General features: G+C 34.3%; 12 protein-coding genes. All 12 read right to left on the reverse strand.

Annotated features, from left to right (window positions below; genetic code table 11):
* Positions 1-246 precede the first annotated feature (246 nt).
* The 12 genes from ACTB0X_RS00245 to ACTB0X_RS00300 all read right to left on the reverse strand — a co-directional run bounded on the left by ACTB0X_RS00245 (position 247) and on the right by ACTB0X_RS00300 (position 16,238).
* Positions 247-750, reverse strand: a complete 504-nt coding sequence (locus tag ACTB0X_RS00245) for a hypothetical protein (RefSeq protein WP_463022959.1) — start codon at positions 748-750, stop codon at positions 247-249.
* Between the two features lie 206 nt (positions 751-956).
* Complete coding sequence (locus tag ACTB0X_RS00250; RefSeq protein WP_463022960.1) at positions 957-1,925, reverse strand: DUF6371 domain-containing protein; 969 nt, start codon at positions 1,923-1,925, stop codon at positions 957-959.
* A gap of 266 nt (positions 1,926-2,191) precedes the next feature.
* Positions 2,192-3,244 (reverse strand): AAA family ATPase, encoded by a 1,053-nt coding sequence (locus ACTB0X_RS00255; RefSeq protein WP_463022961.1) that lies wholly within the window; start codon positions 3,242-3,244, stop codon positions 2,192-2,194.
* Positions 3,234-3,719, reverse strand: coding sequence for a hypothetical protein (locus ACTB0X_RS00260; RefSeq protein WP_463022962.1), 486 nt, complete (start codon positions 3,717-3,719; stop codon positions 3,234-3,236). The genes ACTB0X_RS00255 and ACTB0X_RS00260 overlap by 11 nt, the downstream gene beginning before the upstream one ends.
* A 101-nt stretch (positions 3,720-3,820) precedes the next feature.
* On the reverse strand, positions 3,821-4,252 hold the full coding sequence (locus ACTB0X_RS00265) for a hypothetical protein (protein ID WP_463022963.1): 432 nt from the start codon (positions 4,250-4,252) through the stop codon (positions 3,821-3,823).
* Between the two features lie 149 nt (positions 4,253-4,401).
* Positions 4,402-5,283: a hypothetical protein gene (locus ACTB0X_RS00270; protein ID WP_463022964.1), complete on the reverse strand. Its 882-nt coding sequence runs from the start codon at positions 5,281-5,283 to the stop codon at positions 4,402-4,404.
* 452 nt (positions 5,284-5,735) lie between these two features.
* A complete protein-coding gene (locus ACTB0X_RS00275; protein WP_463022965.1) occupies positions 5,736-6,560 on the reverse strand; it encodes a GIY-YIG nuclease family protein in 825 nt (274 codons plus the stop codon).
* Positions 6,561-6,695: 135 nt separating this feature from the next.
* A complete protein-coding gene (locus ACTB0X_RS00280; protein WP_463022966.1) occupies positions 6,696-7,925 on the reverse strand; it encodes a toll/interleukin-1 receptor domain-containing protein in 1,230 nt (409 codons plus the stop codon).
* Positions 7,926-8,079: 154 nt separating this feature from the next.
* Positions 8,080-9,087, reverse strand: coding sequence for a hypothetical protein (locus tag ACTB0X_RS00285; protein WP_463022967.1), 1,008 nt, complete (start codon positions 9,085-9,087; stop codon positions 8,080-8,082).
* A 68-nt stretch (positions 9,088-9,155) separates the two neighbouring features.
* Positions 9,156-11,921 (reverse strand): class I SAM-dependent DNA methyltransferase, encoded by a 2,766-nt coding sequence (locus ACTB0X_RS00290; protein WP_463022968.1) that lies wholly within the window; start codon positions 11,919-11,921, stop codon positions 9,156-9,158.
* A gap of 93 nt (positions 11,922-12,014) precedes the next feature.
* Positions 12,015-14,432, reverse strand: a complete 2,418-nt coding sequence (locus ACTB0X_RS00295) for an HD domain-containing protein (RefSeq protein WP_463022969.1) — start codon at positions 14,430-14,432, stop codon at positions 12,015-12,017.
* 27 nt (positions 14,433-14,459) lie between these two features.
* On the reverse strand, positions 14,460-16,238 hold the full coding sequence (locus ACTB0X_RS00300) for an ATP-dependent nuclease (protein ID WP_463022970.1): 1,779 nt from the start codon (positions 16,236-16,238) through the stop codon (positions 14,460-14,462).
* Positions 16,239-16,407 lie beyond the last annotated feature (169 nt).

The raw sequence follows: 16,407 nt of genomic DNA on the forward strand, positions 1-16,407 counted from the left end.
TGGGATACAAACTAGTCTAAACTATTTAGGCTTTACCGACTGCATAACAAGAGCCGTATGAATCGAGAGGTTCACGTACGGTTCTGGGAGAGGTTTAGGGGTGAGACTCCCCTTTACCTACTCGACTGTGCGAGGTTTAATTTTTTCATTCGTTTCTGTGGGAAGAATCTCAGATTGAAAATTCATAGGTAAACATCTAAGAACTGTTTTATTGGGAGGTTTTTTTACGATTTTAGAAGGTAAGTACTATTGATTCTTAACATAGATTATATTTTTGTTCTTGTTTTCTATTACCACATATTCGATTAACTCCTGCAAATCCATATACTCTGGTAATTTGATTAGTTCATTAAAGTTAAATTTAAAATGATATCGTCTTGTGCTATACATACAAACTGTATTAGTTTTGAAAATGATTCCATCAAATTCAATTTCAGTGAACATATCATATCCCCCAACTTTAAAACCGGAAATTTGATTTAATAATTGAAGAAATGACGAATACATTGCCTTTTTTTGCATTTCGATTTGTTCATACTTTTCATCTCCACAATCACTCTTTGTTATAACAATTAAATAATTATTCTCAATATCGTAGCGTGTTTCATCTGAAGAGTGATTATTAAAGACCTCCAACATTAATTGCCTTTTTGCGTAATTTGAAACAGTTCCATCGTCATTAATGTATTCATTTTGACTGTAAACTAAAGGAGTGATAACCATCAAAAACACAAAGATTATTTTTTTCATTTATGTGAGCATTTTGTTTTTTTAGCTTTCAAGTAACACTTGTAAATGACCATTAATCATATAGCCTTAATGTGTCTAAGATAGTAAATCCTTTATAGTAGTCTATGTGGTAACTAATTACAATGGATCATAATTTTTATTGTACTGCCTTTCAACATAGTGTTGTCTAAATGTTTTAAAGGAAACCAGGTTGAAAAAATTAGTTTTCACACCAACCCAAACTCCTCCACCAATCTCAATACCTGTGGATTTATTTCGCTAAGTCGTTGTAAATCCTTCGCCTTTGGAGTTAGGGGTTTGTTGGTGTGGTTGGAAGTATCTTTAAACTTGAACAACAAGTCCACCAAATCGGCACCCTCTTCCAGGTCATAGGATTCAAGTAAGCGACTACAGCTTATTTTAAAGCCTTTTGCGATAAGCATGGCTGTTTTCTCTGCCCATGCGCCATACTCTGTCTTATCCGGGAATAAAATCACTTTATGGCCCTTAAGGGGTTGTAATACTTTTTCATTAAGGCCAGTTTTGGATCCTGTGGCCATCCAAATATATTCTGGCATAAGAATACACATGATAATGGCAGTTTTTTCTGATTCTACTATCGCCACTGTTTTGCTTTTGTTTTCATTTATCAGGTGTAATCCAAAAAGACATTGTTGTAATACAAAATCAGATTGTTTATTGATTCTGTGTATCCAAGTGATTTTTGAATAAGGATTTTTTACCCTTTCCCCGGTATTACGGTCATACGCCATAACCTTACCTCCACACACGTTGTTAAATTGATCTATTCGCCAAAAAATGGTGGAACCGTTCCAACAAGGCGATGTCCCAAGCAGATACTTGAGTATTACATTTTGTATTTCGGTCTGGGTAAAATATATTTTCAAAAACTGTACTAGATTATTTGTGCGAAAATTACGCCCGTATTTTACAATCTCTTGGTGGGTGTGATAGCTTGGGCTAGGAGGGGAGTATTCAATAGTTTGCGTTACAAAATTTCCCCTAAGGTTTGGCTTATTGTGATATCTACACTTACTTTCCCGATCGCATCTTCCCAATGATTCCTCCATGTAATGTTGATCGACATTGTCAAAATAACGAACAAATGTGTTTTTATGACAATTCGGGCAAATGAACTTTTTACTGGAACGATCTAGGGAATATTTAAAATTCATTGTGTGTAGTTTATATTCGTAATGCTCGTAAGGTTCGTAACATTACGATTGTTACGAGCATTACGAGTTGTTATTTTTTGCTGTTAAATACTGTTTGTAATAGATATTCAATGGCCTGTTCATCCGTAAAATTTTGGGCTATTTCCCTTCTACGGTTTGGTCCATGAGCAACATGGATGTCCTTTTGTAGCATATTCAATAGCGCTAATTGCTCCTTTTTAGGGAGCGCCTTCGCTATGATATATACTACATTGGCATCCATGTTGTTATTTTCCGGATTTCTTTATGATGTTCCTAATAGTACCTTCACTTACACCTAACTGTGTGGCTATGACCGTATTGGCCAAGCCGTTATCTTTTAGTTCTAAAACCTTGTTATTACGTTCCTCAACATCGTTGTGGGAATATGTCATAAGGTGGCTTTGTTCCCCATCATATTCAACAAATTCGAAACCCAGAAAATTATGATGGTTGGCGATGTTGCAGACGACGACATTGCCAGAATGGTATATATGCTCTGTATTACGCTGTTTAATTTGCTTTATATATCTGTATGACGGTAAACTTGAGCTATCACCGATAGCGAAACTGCTATCGCAGAAATTGATCAACATCTTACTTCCTGATAGGTCATTTTTTGATAGTGGCATGCTTGGATTCCGCTTTGGCGTATGTGCAAGTACCAGTATGGAAAGATTATGTTTTCTGCCAATGGCTTTTAAATGCTTCATTAGCATTAGGGCATCTTTGGCCTTTTCATTGTCGTTCCTAAGGAAAGTTATGTTGTCTATGATCAAAACCTCTGCCATGTGGTCTAGAACTAGTTGTTCTATGTCATGGCAAAGGAAATCCTCAAAAGTGGCAAATTCCCTTGGCTTTTCGGTATCAGAATTTATTTCAGTCCTTAAAAAATTTGGATGAAAAAAGTAGTGGTCCTTGTAATTATCGGAATACCGTTTTTCAAATTGTTTATCCGATAGCTCAAAATCAAAATAAACGACCCTTTGTGGGCCTGATTCCAAAGTGAAGCCTTCTATACCGACCCCACGGCTGATACTATCCGCAATTTGAACCGCGAGTATGGACTTGCCCACATTAGTGTCTGCAAAAAGTATGCATACCTCCTTTTCAAACCAAAAGGCATCAAATAGCATATTGGGAATAGGTCTGCTTTTGGCTTCCTCTATCCAATCGTTGGCAGTCTTAACAATAAAACAGCTGGTATGGGTTGTTAATTTGGCTTCATGATTATTGATTTCACTTTTTATGGTTGCCACAAAATCATTTTTATTCTGGAGGTTATCGCTGTTATTTTTCATGATTATAGTGTATTGTCCAGATTTCTGTAACCAGTAGTACATAATCGAAAGATCCTTGGTGGTTGGGAATGGGAAATTGAAATTGTTTACCTGTATATTCAGGCTCTTCTAAGAACCTATTCAAGTCATATACAACTTTTGACAATTCATATTTAAGTGCGCTGCTCAATGTTGTGTCCATTATGGCATCATCCAATTGCATTTTTATGCCTTGTATTACATTTTTTGGGTTATGTTCTACAGGACATATATACTTAGCAAAAAGCCATGCTGTTAGAAATGTGAACTTAAAGGATTGGGAAAATGGCACCTCTTGCGGTTCTAGGTCGAAAATTTCATCTTCCTCGTAGTATAGACTGTCCCAAAGGATATTTCTGATATAGTCGGAAAGGTTGGTTTCCGATTCCAACGCCAGGTATTCCAGGTCGTCTCTAAATTCTTCAGATACACGGATATTAAGGATACTTTTTTTCATTATCAGGTATTTAAAGGCTCACCTCTATTTTAGACGGTTGCTCTATTAATTATTATTTTGATAATGGTACTGGTAGCTAACTGTAACAGAAAGCCTTCGTATTATGGCTTATTGCGATTATTGCTTTTTAATAATCGTTCCTTGCGTATTTTGTCCCAGTCAATTGAAAAAGTTTCGTGAATTGCCAACAGTGCATTTATCCGGGTTTGGTTGTTTTCTAGATAAAGATTGTAGTCCAACTCTTTTATGGCATGGTCCAATTCTAGGTTCAGAATTTTTCTGCCATTGTGGTAGGTGTTTGGTAGTTTTGAAAGTTCCAATTTCTGCTCCAGGAAATCAAGGAGCATTTTAGTGTGCTCCGCCTCCTTAAAATTACGGTCTAGCTTTAGCCGCAACATTTCAATCTTGTTTAAAGTAATTGGGGCCTGTGTAATAAAATCTGTTGTGCCAGATTGCTTTTGCAACAACTTAAGGTTGTTTTTGGACTGTTTATTTAAGCCGTCCAGCTTATAAAGTATTTGATACTTCGTCATAATTAAAAAATTAAAATTAATTGTGGCAAGATATCTAAATGACTAAAAAATAGCTAGTTAGCTACATGTGATAATGAGGCCCCTACATGTCATTTTTGGAGCCTAACATGTCATTTTAATGGTGGAACATGTCCTTTCTTCTAAAAAGGTTAGATATTGGCGGAAAACGTAGACCATTCTGAAGAATATTGTGCAATCCTGTCAGCATGACTTTTGTTTTTCCGACCATAGTATGATCTAATACTGGTTATGGAAAAATTGTATTCATCATTTACAAAATTCTGAAATGTTGGGGCATTTTTATTTACTATTTCAGCATTAACCATAGCCTGGTATAGACCTTCAATTTCAACATTATGCAATTTTTTGATTTGTGATAATTTTTGGTGTGCGAAATAATATGCATCAAAGGACTTAAAAATGACATAGAATTTGGAAAGATACTTTTCCTTTAAAATTGCAATACTTGTGAAATATTCGTCCTTTTCAAAATTGTACTGGTCGTTAAGACTGACTATTATTTTTAGATTTGATTCAAAATCAACAATGGTTTCAATTAATTCAAGCTCATATAAAATAGTTTTCTTAAAGGCCCCTATGTTTCCAAAAATGTATTGGTTTAATAAATCCGTTTTAGATAATTGATCTTTCAATAAATTTTGTTGATCAAATAATACCGATAGTATACTCTGGGGTTTTACATGTTCAATCCCTTTACTTGATAGGGCACTATGGTCGATTAAAAGATCATAAGGAATATAAAAACTTGATATTTCTTTAAAGTATTCCAATGCTAATTTCCGTTTTTTCTTAGGTCCATTTCCGTAGGTCCTTTTTTCAAATCTGGCAAAAAAATCTTCGAATGGAACATTTATATCTGCATCCAACGGTTTAAGGATAAAGGAGTAAAACTCTTGGACAAGGCCCTTAGATATTACTAGTTTTTTAGTGGAATTATCCATTGTATAATTGGTAGGAACAAGTTTAGTGGCTAACTGAACTGTAGTTACTTCTACCAATACTTCTTTCATTAGGAATAGGTCTTTCTGTTCCTCTATAGATAATTCATTAAACTGTGCCTCGTCTAGGCAACCAAAGTAAGCCATTATTTATAGTATATGTAGTTGGTAATTAACTTCAAATATAAAAATTCTTAGGAAAGTTAGGGGAGGGGTAATACACCGGTAATACTAAATGTATGACATGGTTTGATACACAGTGTGTTACATTATATTTTTTGTGAAATTATAAATTAAGGAAGAGAAGTACTTTGGGAATATTTAAATCCAACTAGTTAACAAGGCAATGCAGCAATTGGCCATTAACTATAACTTAATTGCAAAAAGAAGGGCTTTTTATAAATTATTGTGATACAAATTTCGGTGACCATTCATGCCCAGTAGCGATTGAACATAGAACGCGGAGCATTATATAAGCATAGGATGGGCGGTTATGCGCAAAATACTCGGTTGTCATCACGTTTTTATTGGTTAGCTATCTTCCTGCATTGCGCTCTGTCTTCAATTAGTTCTAGGCATTTTTCAGGATTCCCAGTATGATTTAAGAGCGGACAATATTTGGCAATAATCTTATTTTCGATAGAAAAATTATCTGTGCAGGCGATAATACAAACTTCAATATTCAAGTCCAGCCATTTTATAATTGCCTGAGTATCGGAGGTACTGAATTTGTAATTTTTCTTATTCACAGCATTTATTAAACTACCAGGAATTGGGCGATATCCTAGGACAGCACCTATGCTTCTAAAAAATGTTCCCGGGCTCGTGTGTTGAAGTTCTTGGCCCAATCTTTTGCCTAAACTTTGTCCCTGAGCTTTCCCAATGTAGATTATATTTGTTGGCCTTTCCTCAAGTAGCTTTTGATATCTAGCTGGCAGTTTAGAGCCTTTTTTCAGTCTCAAACTATAGAGCCCTGTTGACTTGAGTAGTTCATTGTCGAGTTGAGCATGGGCAACATAATTACCTTTCTTAAATCCATCTATACTAATTCTTGGAAACGTTATTTTGGGAATTGGAAGCTTTACAGTGCGTTTAAAAGCTATTCTGTTTTTGGAACTTATTTGCTTGTGTGACTTATCAACAATTGAAATTGTCCCATCAGCTAACAAATTTTCCACACCTGCGATATCAAAACCTCCTCTTGTTGATGAAAGTTCAGACCATCGGAATCCGATGTACCTAATCTGTTGCCTAATCTTCTTTTGAGTATCCCTATCAGCTGCAACTTTCATTTGTACCAGTTTTAGAATCTGGCTGTACTCATCCATTGTAAATTCAGTTTTGACCATCAAAAATTATTTTGTGATAAATGCAAGGGAACTATACTATAAATACATTGCTATTCCTTGTCTTCTTTAATGTTCTCAATCTATGCCTAATAATATATAGGCTTGTGTAACGGTTACCAGTGTTAGTGAAACTTTTTAAAATGGTAATCCATCTTCAGATATTTTTTCTTTAATTTCACTCACTTTGTTATGAAATTCCTGAGGTAATTCTAATAGTTCACCTTGCATTTCTTCTACAAATTGATATTCTTTTGGATTACCATGGCTGGTTAAATCAGATACCTCAATAAGTTTTCTCATATCAAGCCTACGCATTACTGTACTATAACTTTGAGATAGTGTATGGCTTAAATCATTGAGGTCTTCCCAAACTCTGATGTTTTCTTGTTCATGACTTTCTTGCCAACCAGTTCCGAGCTTATATCTAGCCGTGTCAATTACATATTGAATAATCAAGATTTCTTCATCCTTTAATTTTCCGTTTTTTAAATCATTAAAATATCTTTCCACACCGCTATTAGATTTAGTATTGTGAATATTTGGTTTTATGAAGTCTTTAGATTGAGGCTCCAATTCACTTTTTTCACCCATTTCAGTAATCGCAGCACTTGATGGAATAATAGATGGCTTAGGAAAAGATGCTATTTGCATAATAAAATCTCTACATTTTTGATTTATTAAAACTTGATTTGGAGATATTTCAAATGCTTCCTTTAAGGATTCAATAAAGGCTGTTAATCTATCCTCATCATTAATATAAAAGCCAATTTCTCTAGGGTCTAACGCACCGTTTTGAAATTCATAACTATCTAGTTTAAAATTGGGTGTAAAAATCATTGCATGTTGATTTTCAACAACCCAAGCTGCCCCCATTTCATTCAAACAAGCTACGCTAGAATAATACTCGGATGATAGAAGGTATATTACATATGGCTTCTCATTTATTCTATCTTTTAACCAATTAAATATATTTTGGCCAATTGGTATTCCATACGCGGGATTACTGGTAAATATTATTTGCTCACTTTTAATTCCGATTCCTGTTAGTAGATGAACTAAAGCATTTCCGTAATTGGAATTTTTCGAAGCGTGGGAGATGAATATTTTCATATTTAAGTTGTCATTGGTTTTTGAGGCTGGTAAATCCATTTCAAGCTCTAAATCTTCAGCTATATTTGTTATTACTTCATCTTTTTGCGATTTTAGAAGGTCGATTACATAGATTCTTTTACTACTTACAGATATTACATTCTCAGTCTTGATACCATAACTTTCCAGAAGCGTGTTAATTCCCGTAATATTATATTCCTCTTGTAAATGAAATGCAATATTGTTTATCATTCTTAATCGGTCTTTCGGTTTCATTAAAGTCTATTTCTAATGTTTATTAACGGTTCGAATATGGGCAGTTAGGGATTTTAAAGTCTTCGAACTTAATTTGGAAGCGTCATACTCCAATGCACTAAAACCATGAGCCTTCCATAATGCCCATTACCTATATTCTTTAATAGGCGCTGTTTTATTTTTTAACTAATTCGTTAATCGCAAATTTCAATTTTTCCTCTAGTTCTGGCTGGTCTTTATACCAAAGAATTGCCTTTTGTCTAATGTCAAATGGTAATTGTTCAATAGTATAATTAGTTAAATTATATACTAGAATTACTCTTTCCCATCCAATTTTAGAGGCAGCATATCCAAGTTCAATAAGAACATTAGCATTCGGAGAAAATAGTCCTTTTCTGTGTATGCTTCGGTTAACTATGTTGATGTCGGCTACAAAAATGTCACAAGTATTAATTTTATGAAAAAGAGTACTTGTGATATCAAGGCTGCCAGTAGTTCCTCTCATATCTGAGTCTATTTTCACATTCTTACCCAATTTTTTGAAATGTGAAATAAGTTTATTTAAAGATTTACGAATTGCCTTGTTTTCACTTTCAATATCGGATTGCCAAGAATAGAAAACATGAACTGAGTTTTTGTCCTTTATTGCTGTTTTAGGTTCTGGAAGCAATTCTATTTGGTGTATTAAAAAATCAATTTTACTTGCTATTACATCAATTCCATTCTCCCAAGCAATTGCATGTTCAGAAGCCTTTTTTAAGATGCTCTGTTTATGTCCTCTGGTACGTTCAGGAGACGTTGCAATTAAATTAGCCTCTTTAAAAGTTCTAAACTGAACTTCTTCTCTTGGACCATATTCGCTTTCCTCATAAACAATTTTATCATCTTGAACGATGTTTTTGAGGTAGAGGACCTCGTCTTTTATTTCTTCCAGGTAGCTAACTCGGTATTCATAATCGATATGATTTAGTTCTGTTTTGAGCTTTTCAATTCCTTCCTTTCCAAGTTTTGCCACTTTGTTTTTTAAGCTGAAAGGATAGTACCCGTTTATTTTTTTTATTTGGTATTCAGCATAACTGTTTTCCTTGTGGTGTCGCAATGTATAGTCATACTCTATATCAATTTTTTTACTCTCATGGACTAATGATTTGAAAATTTCCTTGAATGTTAGTACTCGATCCATCCTTATCTAATGTCGTGTTTTAATAGCGGTTAACGTTCTGTGCATAAGTGGATACTGAAGGCTATGCATTATATACTTTGCTGAGCATTCTCACTTTTTTTCTTTATAGTTTTATTTTCTTCTTTCAACAATGGCATTGTATACTCATTGTACAAGTCAAATAAATACTCAACCCGAGCCGTTTCATTCGTAAATGATTGTGGTCTGTAACACAAATCAACTGCCTTGTCTAGTTCTTGATGTGCTTTCACCAATTTTGGTGGCATGGTGAGAGGGTCGTATAAATCTGCTAGACTGCTTTCAGGAAATTCTTGACGTAGATCTAAAACTTTTTGAGCTTTTGATTCAACAGCCTTTTTATTCTTATCACTTGACTCTTTTGGCCAAGGAAAATTGTTGTAGACAATTGTGTTTGAATATCTGTAATCACTTTTCAAACGGCCACATACATATTTAACCCAAGTCATATGCATTTTAGAAGTAAGTATCCCAAAATGAAACGTACTTGCGCATGGAACAAGTTGAATTGTATTGCTGGCAATAACTTCAGGGGGTAAATAAGCAATAGGTATGTATTCTCTTCTTGAGGAAGAAACCTCTGGAATAGCTAGATATGCTGTTTCAGGTTGTGCAATTTGGCCAAATAAAGTGGCAGTTTTTGCTTTTCTCTGCGTTGAAGGGGCTTTACTATTAAGGCGCATATCGCGAACAGCCTGTACTCTTTTCATTACGAGTGGCATTTCTTTCAACTCCTTTGGTGAAATATTCTCTAGCCATAGACAGTAGCGATAGTTGTTGTGTAATAAATCTCTACCGCTCAAAAATGGCCTTATCCATGGTTTTGATTTCGGCTCATCGTTAATAAAATCATTTTTCACTTCCTCATTGTCAAAAAGAAAATTTCCACCATCAGTTGGCTTGTTACCCCAAATCATTTTAGGCACATCACAAATTGTTTTACTTGAATTTGTGATAATGACATTTGAGGCCTCAACTAAATATGGGTTGATTCTTTTAACCACAGTTTCTTGTGGTTCACCATTAATATCTACATAATCGAAAAGAAGCTTTTTAGATTGTTCTTTAAGGCCGAATCCAATTATTACAACATGTACGGCAGCCTTACCTCGTGCCTCATTACTCCAATTAAATGTCCTATGAGCAAAATTTATTAACACTCCATAATTTCTGGTCAATTGATTCCAGAGCAAACCAACTTGCTCACCTTGTGCAATAGAGTTGGTAGAAACAAATCCAACCTGAATATCGGTATTTTGAATATATTGTGCCGCTTTAATATACCAAGTCGATACATAATCCATAATGCCTGCTCCTTTAACACCATCAAATACTCGTTTTAGATCTTCTTTTTGCTTTGCACTTTGGTAATGATGTCCTAAAAATGGAGGGTTACCTAAAATATAGCTGAGTTCCATAGACGAAATGATATTTTCCCATACTATTTGAAGAGCATTGCCATGGACAATAGTAGCTGATTTTTTCAGTGGCAAGCGAGCATAATAAAATCCAAACACTTCTGAAATTCTTAAGTTCATTTGGTGATCCATTAACCACAAAGCTACTTCTGCTATACGTGCAGGAAATTCATCATATTCAATGCCATAGAATTGGTCAACATCAATATTCATGATTTGATCAATACCAATTACTTGCTGACCACCATACAATTCTTTGAGAACATCTAACTCAAGTAAACGTAATTCTCGATAGGTAATAATTAAGAAATTACCACAGCCACAAGCGGGGTCGAGGAATTTTAACATACCTAATTTTTTATGAAATCCTCTAAGTTTGTTTTTATTGTTCTTTATTTTTTGAAATTCCTCATACAGCTCATCAAGAAATAGGGGTTTAATGAGTTTTAGAATGTTCTTTTCAGAGGTGTAATGAGCGCCAAGGTTTCTTCGTTCCTCAGGGTTCATTACACTTTGAAACATACTCCCGAAAATAGCAGGAGAGATTAATCCCCAATTCAATGCACTGCATTCCAAAAGCATTTCACGCATTTGAGAATTAAAAGCAGAAATTGGTAGGGGCTCTTCAAACAACTTGCCATTTACATAAGGAAATGCAGAGAGATGTTCGTCTAAGTTTTTGAGTCTTTTTTCTTCTGGTGTATTAAGAGTTTGGAAAAATTGAGCTAGCCAAGCTCCTAAGTCACTACCATCTTCATTAGTTTTAACTTCAATAAATTCTTTAAACGTGTCCTTTTCAAAAATTCCTGTATCATCTGCGAAAAGGCAAAAAAGCAATCGAACTAAAAATACTTCCAATGGATGACCTTCATAACCACTTTCTTCAAGTTGGTCATGGAGTTTCCCCATGAGTTCTGCGGCTTTAATATTAACAGGGTCTTCATCTTTAAAGATTCTTTTTTGATACCCCGCGATAAACCCGAAAAGTTTTATGTTCTTGTGTAATTCGTCTAATTTGAATTCATGTTCTTCATTTTCATCCAGATCGTAGAGTTTAAATTTTTCAAAATCAGAAACTAAAACATACTTGGGCAAATCATGTTCTTTAATTCCATGGAAATAATCAGTAGCCTGCTCAAATGCACTTTCAAGATTTTTCCCTCTTGATTTATGTTCTACAAGTAAAGTACCTTTCCAAAACAAATCAATAAATCCTTGGTTTCCATTTAACTTTTTGACTGGCTCTTCAAAAGTTGCAAGACGTCTTCGTGATATACCAAAAACATTAAAAAAGTCATTCCAGAACGAGTCTTTTTCTGCTCGCTCTCGACTTTCCCCTTCCCATTCCTTCGTAAATTTTAAGGCTCTGTCCTTTATTTCATTCCAGCTTAATGCCATTGTTTAATCTCTATTTTTTGTATGATGCCAAACGGCTTGTATATGGTGCGTGTCCTGCAGGGAATGCACTATATACCTTGTTTTTCGTGCTTTTTATTTAATATTCTTAATAGCTCTTTTGAAATTATCACTACTAGCTGATGTTTCAAAAATTTTCAATAATTCTGACCAATAGTCTTTTGATACTGAATTTTTAATTGCTTCACAAATTATCTTAGCCAGATTCTCTTCAAAATCAGTCCATTTATCACTTACTATAATTTCGGTTCTTGGTGAATTTAAGTCTAAGTCTCGGTCTCCACAGATATCTACTATGAGTATTAAAGGAAAAGGCCACTTTATTTTTACTTGGTTATTTTTCATTCTCCAAGACTCAGGAAATAAACTTGCTGGTATTTCAATTCCGTGTAATGATAATTTTGATTTAGATTTTGCTAATGAACTTGACGAATCATCGGTTCTGATTTCACCATCATCATTAATTGTAATTGATTTGGAAGATTCAAGAATGGAATTGACATTAATCTTTAATTCACGTTCTAAAGTGAAAGTCTCTCCTTCAACTAGAATATCTCTAGAATTCAATTCAATTTTTTCAACTGGTTTATCATGACTTTCTAATATTGCAACTGTTGCAGAGCCAATGATTCCCATATCGGTTTGATTAATATCAATTTCTATGAATCTTATATTCTCATTTTCATTCCAAGAATAATCTTTCAGAGAATATGAAGTAATCTCTTTAAAGCTATTTTCATTTCTTGTTTTTTTATGTGAAGTTGTTTCAATATTTATCTCGAATGGAGGATTAGGAATTACACTTTCAACATTCTGTATAAAACTTTCCTCCGTCATGCCTTCCCATGGATTTTTACTTTTTCTTAATATCAGTCGAGTAGTTGTCCCTGGCGTTTCTCTCATACCCTCTTTAATCCAAAATATACTTTCTTGACCTTCTACCGTTATATTTAAAGCATTACTAGATTTGTGAGGGCCATATACCATTTTAGTATCGACAATTAAAACATCAGAAATCATAAAACAGGAAAGTATACCAATACCAAATCTAGATGTTGGATGAAATTCTGCATTAGATTCAGCTTTTAGGGTGTAAAAATCTTTTGACTTATAGAAGGAAGAACCTATTTTGGAGTAGTAATTCTCTATGATATAGTCATCCATTCCTGTACCATTATCAGTTACTTCTAATACATTGTCTCCATTATCAGTAAAGTATTTAACAAGAATTTTAGGCTCATATAAATTGTTCCATTTATTTTCTTGAGCTTGTCGTAATAAACAAGCATCGATTGAATTTTGAAGTAATTCCCTTAGAGCAACTTCTGGATTTCCATAAAGTTTAGTACCCATTAATAATTCAATTACTTGAGTCTTACTTAGATTGAATTTAGTGTCTTTATAAATATAAATTGGGTTATTTTTTATATCGGTTTTAGTTCTTATTTTATCTCTATTTACTTTAAGTGGTAATTTTATATGTAAGTCACGTTGTTTTGAAAAATGAAAGTCATTTAATGTTGATATAATATTGTTTGAAAGACTAAGTTCATTATCTATAATTGTACAAAAATCATGAATTGAAGCTTCGATTACGGGATGAGAGCATTTGGCACTAAATTGGACTAATTCAGGGGTTATTTCCCAAGCTTCTACAGCCCGATGTTTATTCCATTCCTTTACTGATATTGGATTTCTAACATAAAGGTGTGAGTATAAAATTGAAGGAGTTCTTTTGCCATCAAAATCAAGAATATCTGCAAGCCTTAAAATCAGACCAACTAAAGGTAGACAAGCATAAATATCAGGGCCACACAAGACGTTTTTATCAAGGTCTAATAATTTTAGGGCATTTTCATTATGGCTGTAGCAGATTTGAGCTAGTTCAACAGTTAAATCTGCTTCACGAAAAATTATTTTACCTGACCAATCTTTTTCAATTATATCTCTTGCTCTATCTGCATGAGTCTGTCGAATGTATTCAGTAATCAAATATGATTTTATAAGTTCAGCCTGAGAATTTTGACCTTTTAGTATTAATTCATTTAATTTGTTTTCATCTTCTGGTCTTGAACTGAAAAACCTTTTAAAATCATCATAACTTTCATTTTCTTCATCATCCAATATTGGTGGGGAATCCCATATTTTTTTCCAAGTCAGCACTTCCTTTTCATCAGGTGCCATTCCAATATCATGGAAGAAAGCACTTGTAATAAGTAATAGTAGTTCAGGGCTTGATAGTTTTTTTATGGTTTCTTCAGGAATTAGTCTTTCCATTAAATGCAAAACTCTAAACAAATGATCTCCGTCATGTAGAGTAAATTCTCCCATGTGTTTAATTATTGTTTTGGTCCTTTGAAAGGCGTAAGAAGTCGTATTTTGAACAAGGGTAATGACATCTGAATCTTTATCAGAACATTTATTATTCAAAGCTATATATAAAGCACTTTTTTTGAGTCTTAATAAAAATTCATCTTTATAATCGTCATTCATTTATGGTACGTGTTTTTGTTCAGTTTTTTATGCAGTTATCCAAGCAACTAAATCTGCTATTTCTGGATGATCATTAGGTAAAATCACATTTAATTCTTCACTTTCTAGCCTTGCATTGAAATTAGCCCAACCCATTTCATTTTTTGGAATTCCGCCTAAATGACTTTCTATTGTTCCTTTTGTCCAAACATAAACACCTGCGGCTTGCATTTTTGTTTTTAATGATGTCAGGTTGCCCTGAATTGCTGCTTCTCGAGCTAACAAAGCAAATGCTTGCGCTGCTGTTAAAGCACTGCCAGATTTGGTAGGCCAACCATTATTCAAATTGATTGAATGAGTTGGGGCAATAATAGCTAAATGATCTTTTATTGCTGCTACATCTGTATCGCCTGTTGAAAGGAAACCCTGAGATTCTCCTTCTTTTAAGGCATAATCAAGGTCAACTATCGCTTTTGTTGGTATTGCCATTGCAGATAAAACTTCAATGGTTTTTCTTGTGCTTCCCGAACCATCCATTGGTACTAATGCTGTTTTTAGAAGCCCCAATGTTTCGCCTGTTACTTTTTGGATGATTTTTGGAAGTAGTCTATTTTCCGTTTTGCCTTCGGCAAGAATTACTCTTTCTGAAAAAAGTATGTTTGATGAGTTGCTCAGTGAGAACACAATTGCAAGTTGGCTTGGATGTGTCGAAGCAACCGCAGCTATTGCAGTTCTTAGTGAATTTCTTTTATGAGTTCCCTGTGTGACGTTTTTTCTAATTAATAAAGTATTCTCAACATCTTTTGAGGTAATCATAAAAGGAGAATGTGTTGAGAAAATTACTTGATAACCTTGTGTTGACAGAATTTTGAGAGCATCTCTTAAAACTTCTATAGCTTGTGGATGTAGGTATAATTCAGGCTCGTCAATTAGTAGGATGGTATTTGATACTTGCTCTCCTGATTCTCTTTTAATATCAGCCAGATGTCGAACTAAAGCCATTTGAATTGAACGTTGTGCCCCATGTCCTAATGCGGAAACATCTCGACCATCTGGGTTTAAGTTTTCAAAAACTTTAATAGTTCCTTTTGAGAAAACCTCTTTGAGTTCAGGTGTCGGAACATGGACTTTGATATTCACACCTGGGAAGAAGGATTCAACTTTTCCACTTACTGCAGTATCAAAATCATTAAGTTCAGTTGCCCTTGAAGTTCCGTCAGCATCAAGAAGTTCCTTTATACCGTTTAAAGCAGTCTGAACTTGAGTGCTGTAGCTTGTTTGAATAGGACCAATTATTTCAGAAAGAAGTTTGCCAATTGTGGTCGTATTTTTACTCTTGCTTACATCTTCTTCTGAGTTTTCCATTGCTCCGATTTGAATTGGCTCAGGAAACAATGCTTGCAAAGCTTGATCTAAGCCTGTAGGGTTAGCACGCCACTCGTTGGGGTTTCCAACATTAGAAGGGTCTTTAACCAACAATCGGATTTGGCTAGCAGGAATACTTGGTTGTGCTTGAACTCGCTTTATATAAAGTGAATCCGTAAATAAAAATGGTTCGATAGAAGTTCTTTGATTTTCTGGTAATTGTTCAAGTATGGTTTCAGAAATACCTGAAATTTTACCTTCCATTTCTACCGCTTCTGTTTTGTTGTAAAATGCAGTTTCCGCCAATGCAGATTTTCTCAACAGCCATTTTATAGCTTCAAGCATATTAGATTTTCCAGCATTATTATATCCAACAAATGGTGTAAAAGCTGAAAGCTCAAATCTTTCGGCAATAATTGACTTGTAGTTTTTAATTGATATTTCAGAGAGTAAATGTGACATTCTTCAAATTTAGTTTTTTTTGCAGTTTTCAGCATGAAGCTCAACATTATAGGATTAAATCATGTAAGCCAATGGCGCAGTTTGATTTAATCCGCCGTTGAACTATGCGGTGTCGGTTTTGCGCTTATAATGCTATGGGGATTGAATCCGTTTTATTTTATCCCAAGTT

Source organism: Acidiluteibacter sp. (assembly GCF_055129545.1).

Excerpts from the sequence above, each read along its gene's own strand:
- ACTB0X_RS00245 (WP_463022959.1), bottom strand. The coding sequence starts at position 750 with ATGAAAAAAATAATCTTTGTGTTTTTGATGGTTATCACTCCTTTAGTT.
- ACTB0X_RS00250 (WP_463022960.1), bottom strand. The coding sequence starts at position 1,925 with ATGAATTTTAAATATTCCCTAGATCGTTCCAGTAAAAAGTTCATTTGC.
- ACTB0X_RS00255 (WP_463022961.1), bottom strand. The coding sequence starts at position 3,244 with ATGAAAAATAACAGCGATAACCTCCAGAATAAAAATGATTTTGTGGCA.
- ACTB0X_RS00260 (WP_463022962.1), bottom strand. The coding sequence starts at position 3,719 with ATGAAAAAAAGTATCCTTAATATCCGTGTATCTGAAGAATTTAGAGAC.
- ACTB0X_RS00265 (WP_463022963.1), bottom strand. The coding sequence starts at position 4,252 with ATGACGAAGTATCAAATACTTTATAAGCTGGACGGCTTAAATAAACAG.
- ACTB0X_RS00270 (WP_463022964.1), bottom strand. The coding sequence starts at position 5,283 with ATGAAAGAAGTATTGGTAGAAGTAACTACAGTTCAGTTAGCCACTAAA.
- ACTB0X_RS00275 (WP_463022965.1), bottom strand. The coding sequence starts at position 6,560 with ATGGTCAAAACTGAATTTACAATGGATGAGTACAGCCAGATTCTAAAA.
- ACTB0X_RS00280 (WP_463022966.1), bottom strand. The coding sequence starts at position 7,925 with ATGAAACCGAAAGACCGATTAAGAATGATAAACAATATTGCATTTCAT.
- ACTB0X_RS00285 (WP_463022967.1), bottom strand. The coding sequence starts at position 9,087 with ATGGATCGAGTACTAACATTCAAGGAAATTTTCAAATCATTAGTCCAT.
- ACTB0X_RS00290 (WP_463022968.1), bottom strand. The coding sequence starts at position 11,921 with ATGGCATTAAGCTGGAATGAAATAAAGGACAGAGCCTTAAAATTTACG.
- ACTB0X_RS00295 (WP_463022969.1), bottom strand. The coding sequence starts at position 14,432 with ATGAATGACGATTATAAAGATGAATTTTTATTAAGACTCAAAAAAAGT.
- ACTB0X_RS00300 (WP_463022970.1), bottom strand. The coding sequence starts at position 16,238 with ATGTCACATTTACTCTCTGAAATATCAATTAAAAACTACAAGTCAATT.